We start from the raw sequence: 23,883 nt of genomic DNA on the forward strand, positions 1-23,883 counted from the left end.
AAAGCTTGATTACACAGTAAGGCATTCATGGGAAAAAAACAAGTGCTGTTTTAATGGTTTTTTAATAAAAGTTAACCAGTCTGGTTTTTTTCCTGTTCTTTGGTTTGGCCGTTTAAGGGTTTTTCTGTTTTTTCAGGTTCTTTCTTTATGGTATCCGCCGGTGGAAACAAAAGGGAAAAGGGTGCAGCTTTCACCTGCTGGCCCAGAGCGGATAAAACCTTGGGAAAACTTTTTATTTTTGTATCCCTGGCTTTCAGTGCCACTGACAGGGCCAGACCGAAACTGACCCAGAGATTGCAGAAGGAAATGAGGCAGACAAAAAGGAAGTAGAGGCAAAAAAGGGGAAGCCCCGGAAAAGAAAAGGACATGGCATAACCGAGATTGCCCGATGCAAAGGCCACATGGCGTATGCCAAGGGGCAGACCGAGCAGAAGTCCGATATAGGCCGTACTGCCCAGCAGAATACCAAAGAAGAAATTTCCCATAAGGGACCCGTAGTTTTTGTGCATATAGTCTGCAAACTTTTCCCTTGCTCCTGCTGAGGGTAGCAGACGGCGGAGAAGGGGGTGGTTTTTAAGGCGGGCACTGAGTCCTATATAGGCTGCCCGGTTGTCAAAAAAACCCGCCGTAAGACCGGCGAGAAAAAGCCAGACACCCGCAATACAGGCATGGAGCAGGGCAAGGCTTTCAAAGGGTTTTAATTCATAGATCTGGTATTCTGAAGCCTGTTGACTGAGTACGGGTATCCCCCAAAAAAAATTGAAGGCCCATCCTATGCCGAAGGCCAGGGAGAGGGCTACGCTCACGTTGCCCACAATGGCGATGAACTGTGACCGGCATACCCGTATAAGGAGGTCGGCAATCATTTTCGGATTGGCTCCTCCATGTTCGCCCTGCTGCACGGCCTCTGCCAGCCGGGCTGCCGTCATGGCAGGCTGTTTGGTGGCAACGGTAAAGTGCAGAATGTGAATTAGCATAAAGCCGAGGCCATAGTTGAGGCTCACAAGTATGGTTTCAGGAAAAGGGTTCAGTGCCATGTCCATTATAAGTATTTTTATGAGGGCCATCAGGGCAATGATGATGCCGCCCCCCGCACCGGAGCGCAGCATGGCAAGGTATTCTTTGCGGTTGCCTGTTATATAGTGCTCCCCGTGGTCACTGGTGTTTTCTGTGATGCTTCGGGAAAGCAGTTTGACATTGCGCTGAAACAGGGCACGGACACTGCGTCGCTTCCTGCTGGCCGTCACCAGTTCCTTGAAAAGGGGAATGGCGGTCTGCCTTGCACTTACCGGATCTTTGGGATCCAGCAGATTAAGGATGTCTTCAATTCGTTTCAGGGTCTGATCCAGCCGCTCCAGAAGGTAGGAAAGGGGGATGCTGGTCCCCTTTGTTACGGATTTTTTACGAAAAGCCCTTACCGCATCCATGCACTGTGCCAGAAGTACCCGTGCATGGGCATCATCTTCCAGTGTGCTCTTTTCACCGGAGATCCATGCATCATAGCAACGGCAGTAGCGGGAAACTTCCCTTTGCAGGGCCACGAAAGCCGAGTCCCTTGAAACAATTCTTGGTTCCAGACGCACAAGGTCGGCTTCCAGCTCCTCGCCTGCCACCCATATGGATAGCATTTCCAGAGCATAGAGCAGCTCGCTGATGGTTTTCCATAAAAGCCTTGGTGCATCACCGCTTTTAGCATTCCACAGGATTCTGAAAAGTTTCATCCAGCTTTCATGGGGAAGTTCATTGACCCACTGGGGGTCAGTTTTATTGTGGAAAATCAGGGTCAGGGCATCGGAGAGGCTGTCAGGATTCAGGGGGGATGGGTTGATATGTTCGTAAATACGCCTGCCCAGCTCCCGGAGAAATCCCTGACGGGGAAAGAGCCCAAGAACTGCAAAGGCAAGAAAGTAATTGGCTGTACCCAGCCAGTCCTGCAGAATGCGGGCAATGGTATCACTGGCATCCTGATTTTCACTAAGGGCTTTTTCCAGAAGATCGATGCGCTGGCACACAGCCTCTATGCTTTCGTCGGGTCCGGGTCTAAGCCAGTCTGCAATTTGCCGCAGAAGACCTGTGGCGCTGATATCTTCTGAAGTCAGGCTGTTGAAAATCTGCCGGGGTGTGGGTCGTGTTTCAGGCATGGTGGCTATTTTCCTAAAAAATGATCTGCCGGGGCAGAGGGTTGCAATGATGTTTTGCTTAAAATTCATTGTAATTATTCAGCACGGTTTATTCCGAACTGCCAATGCTAAAGTCGCAGCAGCTTCGTACTGTTGCAAGGTTCCGTGGCTATTTGCAAGTGACATTGCAATCGTTTCGGATCAGAGCTTTGTCCGGCACTCAAGCCATAAACCCAGAACCTGCGATGAAAACAATGGGCTTTTGCAAGCTTGAGTGCCGGAGTGCTAATAAGAAGCGGCAAACTGTCTGAGCCGACACAAAGGCAGCGTGCATAAGCCTGCTATGGTAATCAAAAAGCTTATCCTGCTTGTGGCGGGGAGTTTTTGCCGCTTCCGCACAGGGCAAGAAGATCCCGAATAAGATTGCGTCACGGGCAAATAGCCTGGGGCCTGTGCATCTGTCTTGCAGCTATGGTACTTGGAAAACTGTGCTGAACAGTTACAATTCGTTGTAATATAATTCATGCCATCCGGGTACACAAGCAAGGATGACGGCAAAAAGTTCGTCTTGACCTGCAGGGCACTGGGGTGCATGGTGCCATGGAGAAGGAAGGCAGCCGTTTTTATTCGGATGAAAACATATAAAAACAGGCAGTGCAGCTTGCAAAAAGAGAGAAAAGCCCATGAAACCCTACGCACTTTTACGTCCCCATATTGTGGAAAACCGCCACCTGCTCCTTGCTGGTTTTTTGTGCCTTCTGTTGGTGAATGGTTTGCAGCTCTGGATTCCCCGGGTGATCAAGCATGTTGTGGACGGTCTTTCCAGTGCTCAGGCAGGGCATGGGGAGCTGATGCGCTACGGCCTGACAGTGGTGGTTATTGCCCTTTTTATTGCGGTATTTCGATATGGATGGCGCTATTGCCTGATCGGAACATCCAGAAAAATCGAAAGGGATCTCAGAGACAGGCTCTATGCCCATCTTTTGACTCTGGATGCTCCCTTTTTTGATCAGAACCGCACTGGCGATCTCATGTCCAGAGCCACCAGTGATATCATGAATGTGCGCATGGCCACAGGTATGGGAATTGTTGCCATGACCGATGCCATCCTGCTGGGTGGAGCTGCCGTGGGTTTCATGCTCTGGATCAGCGGACCCCTGACTCTGCTGGCCCTGATTCCCATGCCCTTTATTGTTCTCACCACTCGCCTTATGAGCACAAGGATGCACAAAAATTACACCGCTGTTCAGGAAGGTCTTGGAGAGATGACTGAAATGGTCAGGGAAGCCTTTTCCGGCATAAGGGTGGTGAAGGTTTTCGGTATGGGATCGCTTATGGATGCAAGGCTCAGACGTTTATCCGATGATTACCTTGCCCGCCGCATGTCCCTTGCAAGGACAACGGGTCTCATGATGCCTGCCATGGTGCTTTTCACCAATATGGCCCTGGCCATTGTTGTGGGGGCAGGGGGCTGGATGGTGATAGAGGAGCGCATCAGTACCGGAGATTTTGTGGCCTTCCTTTCTTATCTCGGTCTTCTGACCTGGCCCATGATGGCCCTTGGCTGGATGACCAACCTCATTCAGCGGGGCAGAGCTTCTCTGGAGCGCCTTGCTGCTGTCATGGGCGAGGAACCAAGGGTAAGGGATGCTGCGGATGCAAGGCCCCTTTTATCTTCTGGAGGGGGGCTTGTCCTGAAAAATGTCTGTTTTGGATTCCGAGGGGAAGGACCAGAGGTTCTTTCTGATATTTCCCTTAATATTCCTCCGGGAAGCAGGGTGGGTATTACGGGGCCACCGGGTAGCGGTAAAACCGCCCTTTTGCAGTTGATGGCAAGGCTTTATGACCCTGATTCCGGTACAATTCTTCTGGATGGCAGGGATGTGAAAACCATCCGGCTGGAGGATCTGAGGCGTCAGGTACTTTTTCTGCCCCAGGAGCCCTGGATTTTTTCAGGAACCCTTAAGGATAACATTGCAGGACTTGGAGCTGTGGATGAAAAAAAGCTTGGGGCGGCATGCAGGGCGGCGCAGTTGGATGATACCCTTGCCTCCTTTCCCATGGGACTGGAAACCCTTGTGGGTGAAAGGGGTGTTACCCTCTCCGGCGGGCAGAAACAGCGGGTGGCTCTGGCGAGAACCCTATTAAATCCTTCGCCGCTGCTGCTTCTGGATGATCCCGTCAGTCAGGTGGATACGGTAACCGCAGGTCATATGCTGAAAGCTCTGGACAGCCTTGAAGGAAATACCAGAATTCTGGCCTCCCACCGCTTTTCAGCCGTGTCCCATGCTGACCTCATCGTGGTCATGGAAAATGGTCGTATTCGGGCCACGGGGGATCATCAGCGTTTAATGCAAAGTGATGATTACTATGCTAAAACATGGCGTATTCAGGCCATGGAGGCTGCCCTGAGGGAGGATGCCCATGGAGACTTTTAAGGAAAAGGCTCTGGACAAAAAGGATGATATGGGCCTTCTGCGCCGGCTCTTTCCTTTCATGCGCCCCCACTTGGCTGTTTTTTCTCTGGCCGTCTTTCTGGTTTTTGGCCTGACGGCTTTAGACCTTGCCATTCCCTGGCTTACCAAACAGGCCGTGGACCGCCACATAGTACCTGTTCCAGCCCTTGCCGGTGAAAGTCTTGCCGTGGACCCGGAAAACCCTCTGGTGGCGGCCTTCATTGAGACTTATCCGGAAGCCATAGACAGGGAGAAGGAAGGGCTTCATATCTATCGTGAGGCTTTGGGTCATGCCGATGGAAAGACAGCTTTTGCTCTGCGTAAAGCAGACAGGGAAGGGGTTATTTATCTGGCCCTTCTTATGCTGGCCGTGGCCATCTGCCATGGGAGTATTGCCTTTGCCCATACCCTGTTGCTGGAGCTGGGCGGGCAGCGCATCATTTATGATATCCGGCTGGCGATATTCACCCACCTGCGCAGCCTTTCCATATCGTATTTTCATGAAACGCCCCTGGGCCGTATGGTCACCCGTGTGACCGGCGATGTGGAAAACTTAAGTGAGATGTTTACTTCCGTGGTGACCTTTGTGTTCAAGGATTTTTTTCTGGTGCTGGGCATTGTCATCATGCTTTTTGTTCTGGATGTCCGCCTTGCTCTGGTCACGCTGATGATTCTGCCCCCTGTCATCCTGACGGCTGTGTTTTTTGCAAAAAGTTCCAGAAAAGCTTTTCGGCAGCTCAGGGTTCTCATCGCAGAAATCAACTCCCGTTTTTCTGAAACCATAGGCGGCATGACGGTGATCCGGCTTTTTGGCTGGAACAAGGAAACGGAGAGGGTTTTTTCCGGGGTCAGCCGCAGTCATTATGATGCAGGCATGAGGCAGGTGAAAATATTTGCCGTATTTATGCCTGCCATGGAAGTTTTGAGTTCCATAGGACTGGCTCTGGTTCTGTATTATGGGGGGCTTCGGGTGGTGTCCGAAGACATCTCCTTAGGTGTTCTTGTGGCCTATATCAGCTATCTGAGGATGTTTTTCAGGCCGGTACGGGATATAGCTGAAAAATACAATTCCCTTCAGAATGCCTTTTCCAGTGCGGAGAGGCTTTTTCAGATTCTGGATGAGCCAATGGGACCTGAAGGGAAAAAGGGCGGTGTGAATCCCGGCCCCGTGGAAAGACTTTCTTTTTCAAGGCTTTCCTTTGGTTATGAAAAAAATGCTCTGATTTTAAAGGATCTGGATTTTACTGTTCAGCGGGGGCAGACCATCGCCATTGTGGGACCTACGGGGGCGGGCAAGACATCCATGGTCAGCCTGCTGGTGCGTTTCTGGGATCCTGTTGAGGGAAGCATCCTTGTAAACGGAGTGGATCTGCGGAAACTCTGCCTGCATACCTGGCGCAGCCGCCTTGCCATGGTCATGCAGGATCCCTTTCTTTTTGCAGGCACCCTTCGGGAAAACATTCAGCATGGGGCAGATGCCAGCTCCGATGAAAAACTTGAGGCCCTTCTAAAGGATGCCGGTTGTGAGCTGCTCCTTTCAAGGCTTCCCGAAGGTCTGGATACGGTGCTGGAAGAGGACGGCAAGCCCCTCTCCAGTGGAGAGAGGCAGCTGGTTTCCATAGCCAGAGCCTTTTCAAGGAATCCGGAGATTCTGATTCTGGATGAGGCCACAAGTTATGTGGATTCCTTATCCGAGGGTGTTGTGCAGGAAGCCCTTGCCCGTCTGATGCGGGGCAGAACCACCTTTCTAATCGCCCATCGCCTGTCCACTGCACGCCATGCGGACAGGATTCTTGTCCTGAAAATGGGGAAAATTGCGGAAAGCGGCACCCATGCTGAGCTTCTGGACATGGGTGGCCTCTACTGGCGTATGCAGCACCTTGAAGCTGTGGAAGGGGGAAACTGATGGGAAAAGGGATGGAAAAAATTGTACTGGATCTTTCCCGGCACTGTGTTCTTACGGAGATCCGAAGGCAACAGGAAAGGGCCGTTGCTCTGGCCTTAAAGGGCAGGGCGGATGAAAAGGTGTTTGAGCAGGCAGAAGTGCTGAAGGAAATCCTTGAAAGCGTGGATCTGAAAAGTCTGAGGGGGAAGTATCCTCAACTGCAGGGCGGGAACGAAGACAGGGTGGAGCTTGTTCTGGAAGGGGAGAAAAGGACTCTTCGTTTTTTGGATATGGAGCTTGTGCTGTAACTTCCTCTGTACTTTTAAAGTTTGCTAAAGCTCATGCCCGTCAGGTATATGCATAGGCATCTAAGCTATTTGCCCGTGACGCAATCTTATTCTTAGAGCTTCTAGCCCTGTGCGGAAGCGGCAAAAACTCCCCGCCACAGGCAGGATAAGCTTTTTGATTGCCATAGCAGGCTTAAGCATGCTGCCTTTGTGGCGGCTCAGACAGTTTGCCGCTTCTTTCGCACAGGCCTTCAAAGCTCTGATCCGAAACGATTGCAACGTCACTTGCAAATAGCCAAGGTGCCTTGCAATAGTACGAAGCTGCTAAAGAATATAGTGCTGGAATTTTAGATAAAATGTGTTGAATAGTTGGGTTGTTCTCAGGACAAAAGACAGGACGGCCTGAAAAGACCGTCCTGTAGAGATTCTTTATTTGATTTCCCACTGACCTTTTTCGTTTTTCACAGCCTGAACCTGACCTTCTACACTGATGGTTCCGGCAACCTCCACAAGGGCGGTTTCTTCAATGGTTTCAATAAGTGTGAAGGTGAGTCCGGAAGTATCTGCCTTCAGGCCTTCGCCAAGGACAATCTGACCTTTGACAAATTTGTCGGCAGCGATCTCAGGAGTGCTTTTTTCTGCGGTGCAGGCGGTGAACATCAGGGCGGAAGCGGCAAGGGCTACATAGAAAAGGTTTTTCACGGTTAATCCTCCATTTTATTGTTTTAGTTTGATAAAATCATTTGGTTTACCATGGTCATTTTTTTAGATTCTATGCCGTCACAGGGGCAGAGTTTTTTGTCCTTCTGGATAAAACGGTCTGATTTTTTTAGTCCGGCCCTATTTATACCCTCTTTTCTGTTTGCGTCAAGGCAAGGATTGTGTTTGTTATGGGGATCTGCTGGAAGAAGGCTTTGCCGGAAGAAGAGCAGGTTGTTTTTATAAAAAAATATCTGCCACCGTGAGTGGGGTGAAAGGAAAGATGTTTTGGCAGTTAATAAGAAAGCAGGTCTTTTTTTTCGGGGGGCAGGATTTTTTCTGCTTGTCTTTGTGCTTTTATGGCTGTGGCTTGCATTGGACAAAGAGATTTTTCTGGCATGGAAGCAGCAGGCAGGGCCATTTCCTTTTTTCCTTGCCCTGACCCTGCTGCCCCTTTTAGGTTTTCCCACAACGCCATTTTATATACTGGCAGGTGCAACCTTTGGCTGGGCAACAGGCCTTCTGGGCTCAGGCCTTAGCCTTGCGGCCAATCTGGTTTTATGTCACTGGGTGAGCAGGAGCGGGCTGCGTCCTTTACTGGAAAGGGTATTGAGAAAAACATCTTTCCGTATTCCTGAAGTGAAGCCCGGACGTTTTCTGCCCTTTATAATCGGTGCCAAGCTTGTCCCCGGTGTACCCGCCTTTGCTAAAAATTATCTGATTGCTTTGAGCGGAGTACCTTTCCGTATCTATTTCGGCATCAGTTTTTCAATCAGTATGGCCTATGCCTCATCCTTTGTCCTTTTAGGGGAGTCCATTCTGGAAAAGGACTGGGGCATGCTTTCAGCCGTAGTGGTTGTACTGGCTCTGCTTGTGATCGGGTTCTGGTATCTGCGGAGAAGGAGCCACTATCTGAAAAGCACAGATTCTGAAGCCTAAGCCTATGCAATTGATTATCGTATAAGCTGATTCATTTCAAAGATGGGCAGGCAGATGGCAAGAACAATCAGGCCCACACTGACTCCCATAACCAGAATCACAATGGGTTCCAGCATGGAGGTGAGGGCAGTTACCGTATTCTGGCTTTCATTCTGATAGATGTCCGCAACCTTTTCCAGCATGGCTTCAAGACTTCCGCTGCGCTCGCCAATCTGAATCATCTGAAGGGCCATGTCAGGAAAACCCTGTCCCGATGCAAGGGATTCGGCTAGGCCGTCCCCCCTTTCCACGGCCTTGGCCGCCTGAGCAATACTTTTTGCCAGAAGCTTGTTGCCCACAACGTTTTCAACTATGCCAAGGGCCGTCAGAATGGGTACTCCATTGGCAAGGAGGGAACCAAGGGTTCTGCAGCAGCGGGTTACGGCCAGCTTGGTGGCAAGACTTCCGGCAATGGGTATTTTCAGGATAAAGGCGTCCACCTGTGTTCCCAGCCTCTGGGATTTCCGGGCCTGCCTGAAGATAAAGGGCAGGGATGCCAGCAAGGGCAGCAGCAGCCACCATGTGGCCTTGAGGAATTCACTGATGCTGAGCAGAAGCTTTGTGGGTCCGGGGAGTTCCTGCTGCATGTCCGCAAAAATAGCCACCAGCCCCGGTACAATGAAGGTCATGAGGGCAAAGAGAACCAGACCGCCGAAAAGGGCCATTAGAATGGGATAAGCCAGTGCGGACTGGATTTTTGATTTCAGGGCCTGCTGATTCTCCAGAAGATCCGCCAGCCTCTCCAGTACCAGTTCCAGAGTGCCGGAGCTTTCTCCGGACCTTACCATATTAACGTAAATTGGAGAGAAGGTGCCTGATTCAGCATCCAGGGCATCCGCAAAGCCAGCGCCGCCTTCCACGGCATCCTTGATGCGGGAAAGGGTACGCTTCACAGGCGTTGAGCGGGTCTGGCTGATCACGGAGCCTAAGGCCGTCACAAGGGGAAAGCCTGCTCCCGTCAGGGTGGCAAGTTGTCTTGTTATCAGGCTGATATCCTTTGGCCGGAGGCGGGTCTGGGAAAAAAAATGAAGGATATTTTTTTTTTCCTGTATGCGGCTGTGGGCTTCCCGCACTTCTGTGGGGTAGAGGCTGCGTTCCCGGAGGCGTGTACGGGCTACCGGCATACTGTCGGCATCAATGATGCCCTGACAGCGTTTTCCTTTGGCATTCAGGGCTATATATTCGAAAACGGGCATGTTTTTCTCCGCCGTAAAAAGATGGCTGTTTTTGCAAATCCTGTACTGTAGACAGTTCGGGCTGATATTCATTCTTTCGAAATAGAGAACATTTGCAGTGATACTTGTCAAGGTGTGAAGTTGATGCTTTGCAAGGAGATGGCTTTGACGTATAAATAAAAGATCTGTTTGTTATAAGTGACGGATACCGGGACAAAGAACACCGCTTGCCTATCCCTTCACCAAGGAGACTGCTTTTATGAAATTTAAGGATTTAAGTGTGCGCTGGAAGATTCTGGCCATCGTGGCATTTGGCCCCCTGGTAGTGGCTTTGATTCTCGCCGTCATGAGGGTGGAAGATATCCGCAGGGGAGCAGAGGAGGGCATTCTTGAAAAAAGCCGTGCCATTGTTCTGATGGCGGAAGCGGCAAGAAACGAGATGGCAAAAAAGCTGGAAATGGGTGTCATGCGGCCCTACGAAGAGCTGGAACGCAGCCAGATTATGGAGGCTGTGCCTGTCATCACAGCACTGAATATGGCTGCCATCAATGCCGAAGAAGCGGGATATCGCTTCAGGGCACCCAAGATCAGTCCCAGAAATCCTGTGAATAAACCCGATGCCGTGGAAGAGGCGGTGTTAAGGGAGCTGGCCCGGGGGCAGATCAATGAAAAGGTGATATTCGAAAAAGATCAGGTGCGTTATTTTAAGGCCATTACCCTGACCCAGGAATGTATGACCTGTCATGGAGATCCCAAGGGAACGAGAGATCCTGTGGGTGGTATCCGTGAAGGCTGGAAGGTGGGCGAGGTGCATGGTGCCTTTCAGATTATTTCTTCTCTGGAAGGGGTACACAGGGCCGTGGCCCGTGCAAAAATTTCCGTTGCCCTCTGGGTGCTTGGGATTCTTACCGTGGTTATTGGCCTTGGCTGGTGGCAGATCCGGCGGAATGTGCTGCGTCCTCTGGCCCTTTCGGAATCCATTACCCAGGCCGTTGCTTCCGGTGATCTGACCCGTCAGGCAAGTTATGATTCAGAAGATGAATTCGGACGTATGGTCAAGGCCATGAATACCATGTCTTCAGAGCTGCGGATCATGATGGGAAGCATTGGAAAATCCGGTGTTGAGCTGCAGTCCATGACGGATGACCTTGGCAGGATTTCGGAGCTTCTCAATGAAAATGCCGAGGAAAACGCCTCAAGGGCCAATTCCGTGGCTGCGGCCAGTGAAGAAATGAGCAGCAACATGAATTCTGTGGCTGCCGCAGTGGAGCAGACTACTACCAATGTTTCCATGGTGGCTCAGGCCGCAGAGCAGATGACAGAAACCATCAATGAGATTGCTTCCAACTCTGAGCGGGCCCGTGCCATAACTGAAGATGCCGTAGCTCAGGCAGAAGAGGCATCACGGCAGATGGAAACCCTTGGCAATGCAGCAAGGGAGGTGGGTAAGGTTACTGAAACAATTAACAATATTTCCGATCAGACCAACCTTTTAGCCCTTAATGCCACCATAGAAGCGGCCCGTGCCGGAGACGCAGGCAAGGGCTTTGCCGTTGTTGCCAATGAAATTAAAGAGCTGGCAAAGCAGACAGGCAATGCCACCGAAGAGATCCGGGAAAAGATTGACGGCATTCAGCAGTCCACATCCCTTACGGTGGATCGTATTGCAAAAATTCTTACGGTGATACAGGATGTGAACGCCATTGTGGTTTCCATTGCAACGGCGGTGGAGGAGCAGAGTAATACCACAAGGGAAATAGCAGACAATGTTGTGCAGGCATCTCAGGGGATTCAGGAGATGAACCATAATGTTTCAGAAGCTTCCATAGCTGCTTCTGAGATTGCAAAGGACATTGTGGAGGTACACAGATCCACAGATGAAGTGGTGCAGAGCAGCCGTACCCTGAACCAGCAGTCTTCAGCCATGAGAAAGCAGATGGCAGAGGTGCAGTCTCAGGTACAGCGTTTCAGGATTTAATGAAGGTGGATGAAACGGGTGTAATGTGAGGTGCTGGTGATGGACAATCCTTTTGCAGGACAGTCTCTGGTGGCCATGCCGAGACTGGATGATCCATGGTTTTCAAGGGCCGTGGTCTGCATGGCCATCCACGATACAGGCGGAAGTTTCGGGATTGTGGTGAACAATCCCGTCGCTGATGTCACCGAAGCGGATGTCATGCGTTCCATCGGAATTTTTCCAAAGGAAGATCGGGTTTTCCCCCCGGTTTTCTGCGGAGGACCTGTCAGGGAAGATGGCCTTTTTATTCTCCATGGTCCGCCCTTTGACTGGAAAAGCTGCCTGTCCATCACCTCCTCCATTGCCCTTAGTTTTTCAAGGGATATTGTGGAAGCCATTGCCGAAGGAAAAGGGCCGCAGCAGTACAGAATGATGCTGGGCTGCTCAGGATGGAGTCCGGGGCAGCTGGAAAATGAAATCTGTGAGAATGTATGGCTGATACATCCTGTTTCTGCGGATACTCTCCTTTCCTTGCCTGCGGAGCGCTGTTGGGATAGGGTTCTGGCGGAAATGGGTATCAGGCCTGAGTTTCTGTCGGCAGATGGCGGGAATGCCTGAAAGCTGTTCCTGTTTATATATGAGAAGGGTATGCCGGAATTGCTGGCGTTAAGAGGCTAAGAATTAAGGGCGTAATTATATGATGGAGAAATATCAGGGCTGGAAAGAGGGGCTTGTGTCCCTGGCGGAAAAACTTTCAGAGCTTACGGAAAAATACAGGGAAAACGGTGCATCCGATGCCGGAGTTACAGCATCCTGGTCCTCGGATACCCGTGAAATTCTAAGGCAGTTTCGGGAGGAAACCCTCAAGGTTGCTGTGGTGGGAACCATCAAGTCCGGTAAAAGTACCCTTGTGAATGCCTGGCTGGGTGCGGATCTGCTCAAGCGGGGAGCCGGTGTTGTCACTTCCATTGTGACCCGTGTACGCAAAGGAGAGAAGCTTTCGGCAAAGGTCCGGTTCAAGGGCTGGGATGAAATCAATGCCGACATAGAAGGGTCTCTGACCCTTTTTCCAGCAAGCGGATGGCGCAGGGTGGATGCTGGTTTTGATATCCGCAGGGATAAAGACAGGGAAGACCTTGCCGCAGCCCTGAAAACTCTGGGCACAGACCAGCTGATAACAGAGGATGCGAGAAACATCCACAGTGTCTATCTTTCTTCCTATCTGGAAGGCTATGGGGCTGTGCGTTCCTTTATTACCTCTGATGTCCCTGAAGCGGTTTTTGAAGGGGATGCTTTTTCAGATTATCAGAATTTTGTGGCGGATGAGGTGCGGGCTGCCTATGTGCGGGATATTCTCATAACCGTAGATGATGACCGTATGCCCGGCGGGATTGAGCTGGCCGACTGTCAGGGCAGTGATGCCCCCAATCCCCTCCATATTGCCCAGGTGCAGGATTATCTTTTTCAGGCCCATATGGTTCTTTATGTCATCAGCAGTCGTACAGGTCTTCGTCAGGCGGATCTCCGCTTCTTAAACATGATCCGTAAGATGGGGATTCTGGATTCTGTTATTTTTGTTCTGAATACGGACTTCAGTGAGCACGGCGATGAAGGTGATATCCGGCGGGTGAGGGAAAAGGTGGAGTCAGAGCTGGGCCTTCTTTGCCCCGGTGTCAGGGTGCATGTGTTTTCGGCCCTTTATAAGCTTTTGAAAGACATAGAAGAAAAAGATGGTTTCCCTGAAAAGGAAAAACTCAGGCTGGTTCAGTGGGAGGCGGATTCTTCCATGACAGAACAGAGCCGGGTTTCCTTTGATGATTTTGAAAAAAGTATGCAGACACGTATGAACCGTGACCGGGCAAGGCTGCTTTTAATGAATCAGGCTGCACGGCTGCGTCAAATCCTTGCTTCCATGGCTAATCACTGCCGCGTGGACAGGGATATCCTTGGCGGGGATCAGGAGCAGGCCCGTCGTATTCTCGAAGAGGTAAGGGGGAGGCATAAGAGGATCGCTCAGGTGCAGGGGCTGATCCGGAATACCCTGGACGGCTCCGGTGCCATTCTGGAAAAGGAGCTGAAAACAAGGATGGATCGCTTCTTTGACGGAGCTTCCGGGGAAGTGCTGCCGGATATCCTTGCCTTTATCCGTGATTACAGGCCTGAGATGGATGCCTATGCTCCTGTACTGGAATCATCGGGACTTTCAGTGGCCCTTTACCATGCTTTTCAGGATTTCAGGCAGGCCCTTGACACTTTCATGACGGACAGGGTGAATCCTGAGATAGTGCGTTTTATCCGGGAGCTGGAAGCCCGTATGCAGGAACATTATGCGGAGGTGGCAAGACCCTATGCTTCCATGGTGGATGAGGTGCTGGAGGAATACTGCACAGGCCTTGAGGGCATGGGAGTAAGACTGGACCTGCCGCCTTCGGTTGGAAACTCAGGAATTCTGGTTGATCCCAGAGTCCATGCGGAGCGCATGGGCCTGCATCTGCCCCCGGCCCATGCAGTGACAAGGTATACGGCGAAGGTAAAGGCGGAAAGCCACGTTCTTTTTGGATTTCATCGCTTTAAACGCTGGGTTGCTGGCTTTTTTTCAAAGGACAGGGAAGAAAATACGGAAAATCTTAAGGGAAGGGATGGACTTAAGGTTCTTGCAAGAAGTCTGAAAAAGATCTGTAGGGAAACGGAAAAGCAACTCCTTGAACATATGGTGGATTATAGGGAAAACATGAAATTTCAGTATGTTCTTGCCCTCTCAACTTCACTGGCTTCAGCTCTTCAGGCGGATCTTGAGGCAAGGTTCAGTACTTGTGTCACGGAGATGGATATGCTGGATAAGACCGCCGCAAAAAAAGGTGTCAGTCAGCAGGAACGCCTTGAGAAGGTGGCTTTTATCCTTGCGGAAAGTGATGTTCTGGACAAAGATTTTGCTAAAATTCAGGAGGAGATGGGGCGCAGCTAAGGCATGGACCTGAGATCTGGGGGTCAGGCCTGAATACTGAAAAAACTGCCGGGATGGATTTCTGTGTGACCATAGGGTTTTTCTTCTGCTTTGCCTTCCTTTACGGCCTGATTTTGCCTTTCTTCCATCTGCATCAGGGCAATTTCCTGAAGAGCATCACTGCGGATCATTGTCGCACGGGTCGCCACATTGCGGTCTTGGGGGGAGGGGTCCATGGGAGCAAGGGCTGCACGGCGTACCTGTTCCATTTTTCTGGCTGTGGCCTCAGGATCTCCGGGTACGGGGGAAACGTCTATGGAAACTTCACCACCAATGGCATACATACGGCCATCCGGGCCTTTCTGATAGTCATAGCGTATACCGCCACTGACATGGCCGCCTCCGGCGGCAACATGGGCCTGCTCGTGGGCTCTTACTTCCTGATCCCGGCTTTTGAGTTCCGACAGCATACGCATCTGGGCCGGGGTGAGCCGGGCAAGGGTCGTAGAGCTGCCGGTGTTTTCTTTTTCTTCTTTATCGGGGGAGATTTCCGGGCGCAGGGCAACAGGAGCAGCCGGTTGGGTCCGGCCTGATGTTTCCCCTTTTTGAATGCGGGGACCGGTATAACTTTCCGGTTGAATGTGGATGGCGGTTTGGATTTCCATTCCCGTCTCCGTTGTAAGAAGCCATCAGTTCCGGGACGATGATATATCCCAAGAATCTTTATACAAAAAGATAATAAGGTCTTTTTTGCTTTTTGTAAATCCTTGAGATGCTGCCGAAAGGTTCAGGCGGATACTTTCATCCATTACGGGTTTTGTCTGCGTTGACCGGAAGGCATGGCTTTGTTATAGATTCTATCTTTTTGATTTAGAAGACAGGAGCAGGTATGGAGCGCAGGGCTGTTGTGGAAAGAAAAACCGGGGAAACGGATATAAGGGTTTCCTGGAATCTGGATGGCAGTGGAAAGGCCCGTATGGCAACGGGTATTCCTTTTTTTGATCATATGCTGACACTTTTTGCGGTACACGGCTGTTTTGATCTGGAGGTGGACTGTAAAGGAGATATTGATATAGACTGGCACCACAGCGTGGAAGATGTGGGTATTGTCATGGGGGATGTTCTGGCTGAGGCCCTTGGAAGCCGTAAAGGGCTGGTCCGTTACGGGGATTCTGTGGTGCCCATGGATGAAACCCTTTGCAGGCTGGCGCTGGATCTCTCCAACCGGCCCTTTCTGGTTTGCCGTTTGCCGGACCCTATCCGTTGTCCCGGTCCCTTTGATCCTTATCTTGCCAAAGAGTTTCTGCGGGCCTTTTCCCTGCGTTCAGGAATGACACTGCACATTGATGTGGTTTACGGAGAGAACAGCCACCATATTGTGGAGGCCATGTTCAAGGCGCTGGGCAGGGCGCTGGATAAGGCCGTCCGGCTGGACCCCAGGGTTGCCGGTGTCCCTTCCACCAAAGGACTGCTTTAAGCTGAATGATGTTAAGAGTTCCTGAAGCTTATGAACTATGGTTAGATTTATCTGAAAGGCAGATATTATGATACTGATTCCGGCTGTGGATATTAAAAACGGGCGTTGCGTGCGTCTTTTTCAGGGACGTATGGATGCTGAAACGGTTTTTTCCCATGATCCTGTGGCACAGGCCCGGCAATGGGAAGCTGAGGGTGCTCTGCGGATACACATTGTGGATCTGGACGGAGCGGTGGAACAGAAGCCCAGAAATCTGGAGCTGATTGAAAAAATTGTTTCAGCTGTTGGTGTTCCTGTGCAGGTGGGAGGCGGTATCCGGTCCATGGAAACCATATCTCATTATCTTTCCATTGGTGTGGACCGGGTTATTTTAGGAACGGCAGCCCTCAGAAATCCCGAACTGGTGCGTGCCGCCTGTGCGGACTGGCCGGGACGTATTGTGGTGGGCATTGATGCCAGGGCTGGTATGGTGGCCGTGGACGGATGGGTAGAAACCAGCGAAACCACAGCCATTGAACTGGCCCGTCGTTTTGAGGGGGCAGGTGTGGCAGCCATTATATTTACGGACATTGGCAGGGATGGCACCCATGGCGGCGTGAATCTTGAAGAGACTAAGGCCCTGGCAGAAGCCGTATCCATTCCTGTTATTGCTTCCGGCGGTGTTTCCACCCTGAAGGACCTTGAGGCGCTGCTTCCTCTGGAGGCTGCCGGAGTAGAGGCCGTGATCAGCGGCAGAGCCCTTTATGAGGGAACCCTTACCATTGCAGAATCCAATGCTCTTTTCCAGTCGTCTGCTCTGGCCGTGGATGCAGGGAGATCCTAGTGCAGGTTAGGTAGTGCCTGCTTTATATTTTTATTTTTTCTTGACAGAAAAGTAAAACAGGTTAACTTTTGCAGGTTACCCCCTTTGCATGAAGGGGTTGTTTTTCCGTTGGTTTAGTATACCGTAAGGCTTTTGACGCAAATATGGAAGAGGGCCGCCTTGGGTACAAGGATTACGGATGAAACCATTGAAACGCTTCGGAATGTTGCAGACATTGCCCAGGTGGTCTCCGATCGTGTGACATTAAAACGATCGGGTAGGCGGCTGGCGGGGCTATGTCCTTTTCATGTGGAAAAAACCCCCTCGTTCTCGGTGGATACGGAGAGACAGATGTACCACTGTTTTGGTTGTGGTGCAGGAGGTGATGTTTTTTCTTTTGTCATGCAGAGTGAGGGGCTTTCTTTTCCGGACGCCGTAAGATCCCTTGCGGATCGTTTTGGTGTCCCCCTTGCGGAGAATAATGATGAAAATGATCCTGCTTCAAGCGAAAGGCAGGCACTTCTTGACATCAACCGCATGGCTTCAGGTGTTTTCCGCTATGGCCTTTTAAAGAGTTCCCAGGGGAGTATTGCAAGGGAATATCTGAAAAAACGCAGGATCTCAGAAGAATTTTCAGAAGTTTTCAGTCTGGGTTTTATACCGGATGGCTGGTCTTATCTTCTGGACTATATGGTAAAAAAAGGTTTGAACACTGCATTGCTGGAAAAAGCAGGCCTTGTGGTATGTGGCAGGCAGGGGCGTTTTTACGACCGTTTCCGGAACCGAATCATGTTTCCCATTCAGGATATTCAGGGTCGTGTTATCGGATTTGGCGGCAGGGTGCTGGGGGATGAAAATCCAAAATACCTGAACTCTCCGGAAACTTCCCTCTACCATAAAGCAAGGTCCCTCTATGGTCTCTATCAGGCTCGCCATGAGATCCGGAAAAAGCGTGTGGTTTATGTGGTTGAGGGCTATTTTGATGTGATTTCCCTGCATCAGAACGGTATCCCGGAAACCGTTGCCGGTCTTGGGACAGCCCTGACCCGGGAACAGGTACAGTTGCTCAGGGGATATACGGAACGGGTTGTCCTTGTATTTGACGGGGATGCTGCAGGCCTGCGTGCCGCAGAACGGGCTGCGCCCATTCTGCTTTCCCTTGCTATGGATGCCCGTGTTCTCTTACTGCCTTCGGGTGAAGATCCCGACAGCTTTGTGCGCAGTTATGGAAAAGAGGTGTTTCTTGAAAAAGGGGCAGAGGCAGAACCTTTGTTTTCTTTTTTAATTCAGTCTTCCCTTCAGCGATGGGGACGTAACCCCGCAGGTCGTATGCGTTCTCTGGAATCCCTCCTTCCTGTCATTGAAAATATAACGGATTCTGTGGTCAGGGATATTTACCTGCGGGAGCTGGCCGATGGTCTTGATATAGAGGAAAGAGCCGTTCGGGATCGTCTGGGAAAACAGGTTCAGCCAAGGCATGGGCAAAAGCAGTCCCGGGAAGCAATGCCTGTTTTTTCAGAAAATCTGCGTATGGAAGAAGCTTTGATTTCCCTTCTGCTTTCCGTTCCCCAGTCCAGGGAGCGGGTATCCGCCATGAATGCCCAGGATTTTTTTTCTGATCCTGTATTAAAACGAATTGCCGTTTGTCTCCTGAAAAAAGATGGAGCAGGGACTGCCCTTAATTCTTCTGAGATACTTCAGGATGAAGAGGTGCAGAAGCGTCTGGCCCGTATTGGTTTTCAGGAATCTGTCTGGAATATGGAAAATGCAGATACTTTAATTTCGCAGTTCCAGCGTCTGCAGCAGCAGACGCAGAGAGGCTCCGGTCTGATGGATCGTATAAAGGCTGCGGAAGCTGGCAGAGATCAGGCCCGGCTTATGGCCTTACTGGAGCAGAAACAACAGCAAGCCCGGGAAGCGGCAAAAATCGGTCTGTCCCGTGTGGTGACCCCTAGGAGGCATATTCAATGACTCAACCGTCCACTGGCGATAAAAAAGCGCGTGCGGCACAGAAAAAAGAGCTTAAGGCCCTTCTTGACTTGGGGAAAAAGCGCGGTTACCTCAGTTATGATGAGGTGTATGAGGTATTGTCGGATTCGGTTACGCCTGAGCAGATGGATGCTGTTTTTGTAACGCTTGGTGAGATGGGCGTTAAGATTATCAAAGCTTCGGATCTGCCTGCAAAAAAAGTTTCCAAAAGAAGTGACGAGGCTGAAAATGGTGAAGATTTTCTGGACAGCCCTGATTCCGAAGAGGACGACGAGGAAGTCGAAGAGATTGAAGAAGCTGAAGAAGTTGTAACAAAAAAAGCCGTAACCAAGGCTCCGGGTACAGATGATTCTGAGGTTGATTTTGGTTCTGTGACTGATCCGGTAAAGATGTATCTCCGGGAAATGGGCATGGTAACCCTTCTCAGTCGGGAAGGTGAAATTGAAATAGCCAAGAAGATTGAGCATGGCGAACAGGAAATTCTCAAAGCCATGCTGGAAATGACCGTATCCGTTGAGACCCTTATCAGTCTTGCTGATCGTATACAGGCCGAAGAGTTAAGGCCCAAGCATGTTCTGCGGGACATTGATGAGGGTGATACTCTCATGGATGAAAACCGTCAGATCGGGCAGTTTCTGGAAGTGATTCAGGAGATCAAGGTTCTGCACGCAGAAAATGCGGAGCTGAGGGAGCTGATTTCGGATCCTCTCATGGATTATGAGGAAAAAAGAAAACACCGCAGGGTGATTGCCAAGCGCAATGAGAAAATTTTTGAATATATAAAAGAATGGCGCCTTGAAAGTAGTGTGACGGACCGTATCGAAAAGAAAATCCGGCATCATATTACATGGTTTGAAATAATGAATAAGCTTATGGTGCAGAGTGCAGAAGCCTTTGATACTACCATAACTGATTTCAGGATCAAGCTGCAGGATGAAGAAGAATTTCTGGACTGGGCTGTGGAAAGATCGGATCAGTCCAGAGATAAGCTGCAGGATGTTTTTCAGGATCTGAGAAGTATACAGGCCCAGATCGAAGCCCGTGAATATGCCCTTAAGGCTAACATCCGGTCCTTAAAAAAAGTAGTCACCAACGTGGATGAAGGCAGGGAATGTGCCAAGAAAGCCAAGAGTGAACTGGTTCGGGCTAACCTGCGTCTTGTGGTGAGTATTGCCAAAAAGTATACAAATAGAGGTTTGCAGTTTCTGGATCTTATTCAGGAAGGCAATATCGGCCTTATGAAGGCCGTAGATAAATTTGAGTATCGAAGGGGATATAAATTCAGCACCTATGCCACATGGTGGATTCGTCAGGCCATTACCAGAGCCATTGCAGATCAGGCCCGGACCATCCGTATTCCCGTTCATATGATTGAAACCATCAATAAGCTGATCCGTACTTCCCGTTATCTGGTTCAGGAACTGGGTCGTGAGCCGAGTCCGGAAGAAATAGCCGAAAAGATGGAAATTCCGCTGGATAAGGTTCGCAGAGTCTTAAAAATTGCAAGGGAACCCATTTCCCTTGAAACACCCATCGGTGAAGAAGAAGACAGTCATCTGGGGGATTTCATAGAAGACAAGAAGTTTATGCTTCCTTCCGATGCTGCCATCAATCTGAATCTTTCTGAGCAGACACGCCGGGTGCTGGCAACCCTTACTCCAAGGGAAGAAAAAGTTCTGCGTATGCGTTTTGGCATCGGAGAAAAGGCCGATCATACCTTGGAAGAAGTGGGCAAGGATTTTGCTGTTACCCGTGAGCGCATAAGGCAGATTGAGGCAAAGGCTTTAAGAAAACTCCGGCATCCCACCCGCAGTAAGAAGCTTAAAAGTTTTATTGAATACTGATTGATTCTATGGGTTTGTATTTTACCCATGGAAGGTATCAATGAAGAACAGGTTTTGATCGAAGGCTATATTCTTTATAAAACCGAAAATCTGTAAGAAAAAGGGGAGCAGACCTGAATAGCTTTGAAAGTGGTCTGCTTTTTCTTTATGCCTGGTTTCTGAAAAACATATTGATAGCGCCCACACCTACAGCCATCTCTATGGTCTGCCCACCACGGGCCTGCGTTTTTTTACGGTTTACGGGCCATGGGGAAGGCCGGACATGGCCCCATCCCTTTTTGCTTCCGCCATGATGGAGGATAGACCCATCCGTGTATTCAACGAAGGCCGAATGCAGCGGGATTTCACCTACATTGATGACATTGTGGAAGGTGTTTTGCGGATAATGGATGTGCCTGCTATGCCCGATCCTTCATTTAACCGGAATCATCCGGCTGCTGCCATAAGTGATGCCCCTTTCCGGGTGTACAACATCGGTAACCATGAGCCTGTGGAACTGATGACCTTCATTGAAACCATGGAAAAAGCCATGGGCAGGGAAGCTAAAAAGGAAATGCTTCCCATGCAGCCGGGGGATGTACTGGCAACCTGGGCGGACATTGATGCCCTGTATGGGGTTTCGGGGTTTAAACCCTATACGCCACTGGAAGAAGGTATCATAAAATTCGTGGAATGGTTTGCGCAGTATCACAGGCTGAAATAATCCTGACAGAAATATCCATTCAAATCAAAGAATTTTCCTTGCCGGCGGAGACAAATGCTTTGATATCCTTTTGCCCAAAGATGAGAGAAAAACATAAAAAAGGGAGGGGGTTTTCTTTTCCATGATTGCAATGGTCAAGGTAGCTTTGGGAGCGTCTGAGATCACAGGTTTTGTAGGGGGCCTAAACTAGGACCCTTGCGCCAACATCTTCGAAGAATTCAGTTGCCGGGAGTGGTCAGGGTTCTGCCCGATCCAATTCTTGACTTGCTGATTTTTAAATATTAAACTAACTTAGTTTATAGTTGATGATTGCAAGGAGGCTTTAATGGAACAAATAAATATTCATAAAGCAAAAACACAGCTTTCAAAGTTGATTGTTTATGTTGAGAATGGCAATGAAATTGTTATTGCCCGTCATGGTGAACCTGTTGCAAAATTGGTTCCTTTTAAATCTTCTAAACCTAACCGAAAATCTGGATCGGCTAAGGGAAAGTTCGATATTCCCCCTGATTTTTTTGAACCGCTTCCTAATGACTTGATAGAAGGTTTTATAAAATGAAGATCCTTCTTGATACGCATGTTTTTTTATGGTGGATTATTGACGATCCACAGCTTTCACATTTAGCTTGTGAATTAATTGAAAATGTGAATAACGATTTGTACTGGAGTACAGCAAGTTCATGGGAAGTGGCAATAAAGTATGCACTTGGGCGTTTACCGTTACCTGATGAACCTTCTGTTTTTATTATTGAAGAACTTGAAAAAAATCAGATAAAATCGCTTTCTATAAGCAATATACATGCGTTTGAGGCTGGCTTGCTTCCCCTGCATCACAAAGATCCTTTTGACCGGATGCTGATTGCTCAGGCACGCAGCGAATCAATGATTATTTTATCCTGTGATTCATGCTTTGATTTTTATGAAGTAAATGTAAAATGGTAATTCGATCTAAAAGAGGCCTGACCTTTTCTTTATGCGCCTTAAGAAGAGGGTTTCTGGTTCAATCATTATGCAATGTTGAATACCCGTGCCCACAAACCCATCTTCAATCACTGGTACCTGTATTATATTGAATTTGTAAAGTATCTTCGCATTCTTGAAAAAAAGGCTGAAGTATTATGGAAAACATCTTAAAGAATAATCCTCAGATAGCCAACGCCAGAGAAAAGTACCTGAGCTTTACCCAGGATGAACATATGCGTGAAGCCTATAATTCCCACATCAGATGGAAGCGGGATCATGATTCGGCTTTCTGGTCCTTCCTGCCATAAGACACTTTACCACCCTGCATGGAGGCCCCATTGAATCAGATGCTTACGGATTTTTATGTAAAGCCCACATCGGATATTTTCATAAAGTATCTCTTCGGCAAGGAAGAGCATAAGCCCATTCTCATTGATTTCATCAATGCCGTTATGAAAAACTCAGGATTCCCTTTGATCACAGACCTTGTGATTAAAAACCCTTTCAACATCCAGACCATCCTCAATGCCAAAGAAACCATACTGGATATCAAGGCAAAATCTTCTGACGGCAGGTGGATTGATATAGAAATGCAGAACTCGGATAAGGGCTTTTTCGGGGAACGGGCTTTGTATTATTGGACTGCCCTCTACGGAGATCAGCTGGTTGCAGGTGAGAATTATGCTACCCTGCGTCCTGTGGTCTGTATCAATATCCTTGATTTTAAGATGTTTAAGAATGTGGATCGATACCACCTCTGCTTCATGCTCCGGGAAAAGGATACGCCGGAACTGCTTCTGACGGATCACCTTTCCCTGCATTTCCTTGAACTTCCCAAGATTACTGCTTACAATCTGGATAAGAGTCTGGACAACTGGCTTTATTATCTCAAAAATGAAGGCCTGAACAAGGAGGATGGTATTATGGAAAATATCTTGAAGAACAATCCTCAGATAGCCAACGCCAGAGAAAAGTACCTGAGCTTTACCCAGGATGAACATATGCGTGAAGCCTATGATTCTCACATCAAATGGAAGCGGGATCATGATTCGGCTTTGTTTTTTGCGGAGCAGAAGGGGCTGGAGACTGGTACCGTTAAGGGCCGCCATGAGGGACGCCATGAAGAGAAGTTCCAGACCATCATGCGTTTACAGAAGTACAGGATGCAACCAGAAGAGATCGCAGACATTACGAGTCTCACCCCTGAAAAGGTAAGGGCTGTTATTGCCGCAGGAGACAAGGGTCTGGATCTTCTGATGGAAGAAGATGCTACCAGACATTAAGCCTTCTTGCTTTGCTTTTTAAACCGCATTCAGCCAGGAGTGTGTCTTGTGTCCGTTTAATGCCTTGAGGATTATTTTTGTGGTTTCGGTGTGAGAGTGTGTGACTCTTGTAAAAAAGAAAAGGTAGAAGCAGAGCTTGAAAAAAGAGTTGTTCCCATAGACATTGGTGCTGGTGAGTTGTTACTGCCTTATGTAATAAGAATTTTTAGCCAGTTTGGTTTTTCAGATACACATATTGATGTGATGTTAAAGTAAATTCTATGAAATCTGTTAACCGGAGTAGACGGCTCCATCGGCTCTCACCTCACAAAATATCTTGTG

The 23,883-nt window shown here is 49.3% G+C and carries 20 protein-coding genes; 16 read left to right on the forward strand and 4 right to left on the reverse strand.

All coding sequences use genetic code 11. From position 1 onward, the window contains the following. Window positions 1-71: 71 nt before the first annotated feature. Window positions 72-2,141, reverse strand: coding sequence for a site-specific recombinase (locus tag FIM25_RS02380; RefSeq protein ID WP_139445920.1), 2,070 nt, complete (start codon window positions 2,139-2,141; stop codon window positions 72-74). A 662-nt stretch (window positions 2,142-2,803) separates the two neighbouring features. On the opposite strand from FIM25_RS02380, the gene FIM25_RS02385 reads away from it, so the two are divergent. Genes FIM25_RS02385 through FIM25_RS02395 form a run of 3 tightly spaced genes read left to right on the forward strand, consistent with a single transcriptional unit; the run spans window position 2,804 to window position 6,769 of the window. Further along, window positions 2,804-4,558: an ABC transporter ATP-binding protein gene (locus FIM25_RS02385; protein ID WP_139445923.1), complete on the forward strand. Its 1,755-nt coding sequence runs from the start codon at window positions 2,804-2,806 to the stop codon at window positions 4,556-4,558. Further along, the gene (locus FIM25_RS02390) at window positions 4,545-6,482 is read left to right on the forward strand and encodes an ABC transporter ATP-binding protein (RefSeq protein WP_179953095.1); all 1,938 of its coding nucleotides are present in this window, start codon (window positions 4,545-4,547) and stop codon (window positions 6,480-6,482) included. Before FIM25_RS02385 ends, FIM25_RS02390 begins: the two co-directional genes overlap by 14 nt. After that, window positions 6,482-6,769 carry a hypothetical protein gene (locus FIM25_RS02395; protein WP_139445927.1) on the forward strand — a complete coding sequence of 96 codons (288 nt, stop codon included), beginning with the start codon at window positions 6,482-6,484 and terminating at the stop codon, window positions 6,767-6,769. The genes FIM25_RS02390 and FIM25_RS02395 overlap by 1 nt, the downstream gene beginning before the upstream one ends. 408 nt (window positions 6,770-7,177) lie before the next feature. Here FIM25_RS02395 and FIM25_RS02400 read toward each other — a convergent pair whose 3' ends face one another. Beyond that, window positions 7,178-7,450, reverse strand: coding sequence for a hypothetical protein (locus FIM25_RS02400; RefSeq protein ID WP_139445929.1), 273 nt, complete (start codon window positions 7,448-7,450; stop codon window positions 7,178-7,180). Window positions 7,451-7,735: 285 nt separating this feature from the next. Here FIM25_RS02400 and FIM25_RS02405 point away from each other — a divergent pair, with 285 nt between their 5' ends. Beyond that, window positions 7,736-8,386, forward strand: coding sequence for a TVP38/TMEM64 family protein (locus FIM25_RS02405; protein ID WP_139445931.1), 651 nt, complete (start codon window positions 7,736-7,738; stop codon window positions 8,384-8,386). Window positions 8,387-8,400: 14 nt separating this feature from the next. Here the strand turns inward: FIM25_RS02405 and gspF are convergent, their stop codons facing one another. Then, window positions 8,401-9,621, reverse strand: coding sequence for a type II secretion system inner membrane protein GspF (gene gspF, locus FIM25_RS02410; RefSeq protein WP_139445933.1), 1,221 nt, complete (start codon window positions 9,619-9,621; stop codon window positions 8,401-8,403). A gap of 238 nt (window positions 9,622-9,859) precedes the next feature. Here gspF and FIM25_RS02415 point away from each other — a divergent pair, with 238 nt between their 5' ends. The 3 genes from FIM25_RS02415 (at window position 9,860) to FIM25_RS02425 (ending at window position 14,522) form a co-directional block, all read left to right on the forward strand. Continuing rightward, a complete protein-coding gene (locus FIM25_RS02415; RefSeq protein ID WP_139445935.1) occupies window positions 9,860-11,578 on the forward strand; it encodes a methyl-accepting chemotaxis protein in 1,719 nt (572 codons plus the stop codon). A gap of 39 nt (window positions 11,579-11,617) precedes the next feature. Continuing rightward, window positions 11,618-12,175, forward strand: a complete 558-nt coding sequence (locus FIM25_RS02420) for a YqgE/AlgH family protein (protein ID WP_139445937.1) — start codon at window positions 11,618-11,620, stop codon at window positions 12,173-12,175. Between the two features lie 79 nt (window positions 12,176-12,254). Beyond that, window positions 12,255-14,522, forward strand: a complete 2,268-nt coding sequence (locus tag FIM25_RS02425; protein WP_139445940.1) for a dynamin family protein — start codon at window positions 12,255-12,257, stop codon at window positions 14,520-14,522. Window positions 14,523-14,545: 23 nt separating this feature from the next. Here FIM25_RS02425 and FIM25_RS02430 read toward each other — a convergent pair whose 3' ends face one another. Beyond that, on the reverse strand, window positions 14,546-15,166 hold the full coding sequence (locus FIM25_RS02430) for a putative metalloprotease CJM1_0395 family protein (RefSeq protein ID WP_139445942.1): 621 nt from the start codon (window positions 15,164-15,166) through the stop codon (window positions 14,546-14,548). A 224-nt stretch (window positions 15,167-15,390) separates the two neighbouring features. On the opposite strand from FIM25_RS02430, the gene hisB reads away from it, so the two are divergent. From hisB to FIM25_RS02470, 9 genes are all read left to right on the forward strand, one after another. Next, window positions 15,391-15,978 carry an imidazoleglycerol-phosphate dehydratase HisB gene (gene hisB / locus FIM25_RS02435; protein WP_139445944.1) on the forward strand — a complete coding sequence of 196 codons (588 nt, stop codon included), beginning with the start codon at window positions 15,391-15,393 and terminating at the stop codon, window positions 15,976-15,978. A gap of 67 nt (window positions 15,979-16,045) precedes the next feature. Continuing rightward, the gene (gene hisA / locus FIM25_RS02440) at window positions 16,046-16,801 is read left to right on the forward strand and encodes a 1-(5-phosphoribosyl)-5-[(5-phosphoribosylamino)methylideneamino]imidazole-4-carboxamide isomerase (RefSeq protein ID WP_139445946.1); all 756 of its coding nucleotides are present in this window, start codon (window positions 16,046-16,048) and stop codon (window positions 16,799-16,801) included. Window positions 16,802-16,960: 159 nt separating this feature from the next. Then, a complete protein-coding gene (dnaG, locus tag FIM25_RS02445) occupies window positions 16,961-18,751 on the forward strand; it encodes a DNA primase (RefSeq protein ID WP_179953096.1) in 1,791 nt (596 codons plus the stop codon). After that, complete coding sequence (rpoD, locus tag FIM25_RS02450) at window positions 18,748-20,613, forward strand: RNA polymerase sigma factor RpoD (protein ID WP_139445949.1); 1,866 nt, start codon at window positions 18,748-18,750, stop codon at window positions 20,611-20,613. The genes dnaG and rpoD overlap by 4 nt, the downstream gene beginning before the upstream one ends. A gap of 169 nt (window positions 20,614-20,782) precedes the next feature. Then, window positions 20,783-21,316, forward strand: coding sequence for an NAD-dependent epimerase/dehydratase family protein (locus FIM25_RS02455; protein ID WP_281279289.1), 534 nt, complete (start codon window positions 20,783-20,785; stop codon window positions 21,314-21,316). A 325-nt stretch (window positions 21,317-21,641) separates the two neighbouring features. Beyond that, window positions 21,642-21,875: a type II toxin-antitoxin system Phd/YefM family antitoxin gene (locus tag FIM25_RS02460; protein WP_139445953.1), complete on the forward strand. Its 234-nt coding sequence runs from the start codon at window positions 21,642-21,644 to the stop codon at window positions 21,873-21,875. Further along, on the forward strand, window positions 21,872-22,258 hold the full coding sequence (locus FIM25_RS02465) for a type II toxin-antitoxin system VapC family toxin (RefSeq protein WP_139445955.1): 387 nt from the start codon (window positions 21,872-21,874) through the stop codon (window positions 22,256-22,258). Before FIM25_RS02460 ends, FIM25_RS02465 begins: the two co-directional genes overlap by 4 nt. 176 nt (window positions 22,259-22,434) lie before the next feature. Beyond that, window positions 22,435-22,587 (forward strand): hypothetical protein, encoded by a 153-nt coding sequence (locus tag FIM25_RS16975; protein ID WP_179953097.1) that lies wholly within the window; start codon window positions 22,435-22,437, stop codon window positions 22,585-22,587. A gap of 39 nt (window positions 22,588-22,626) precedes the next feature. Beyond that, window positions 22,627-23,562 carry an Rpn family recombination-promoting nuclease/putative transposase gene (locus FIM25_RS02470; protein WP_246051987.1) on the forward strand — a complete coding sequence of 312 codons (936 nt, stop codon included), beginning with the start codon at window positions 22,627-22,629 and terminating at the stop codon, window positions 23,560-23,562. Window positions 23,563-23,883: the final 321 nt, after the last annotated feature.

The sequence above is a fragment of the Desulfobotulus mexicanus genome (genome assembly GCF_006175995.1).
In the GTDB taxonomy this organism is placed as follows: Bacteria; Desulfobacterota; Desulfobacteria; order Desulfobacterales; family ASO4-4; genus Desulfobotulus; species Desulfobotulus mexicanus.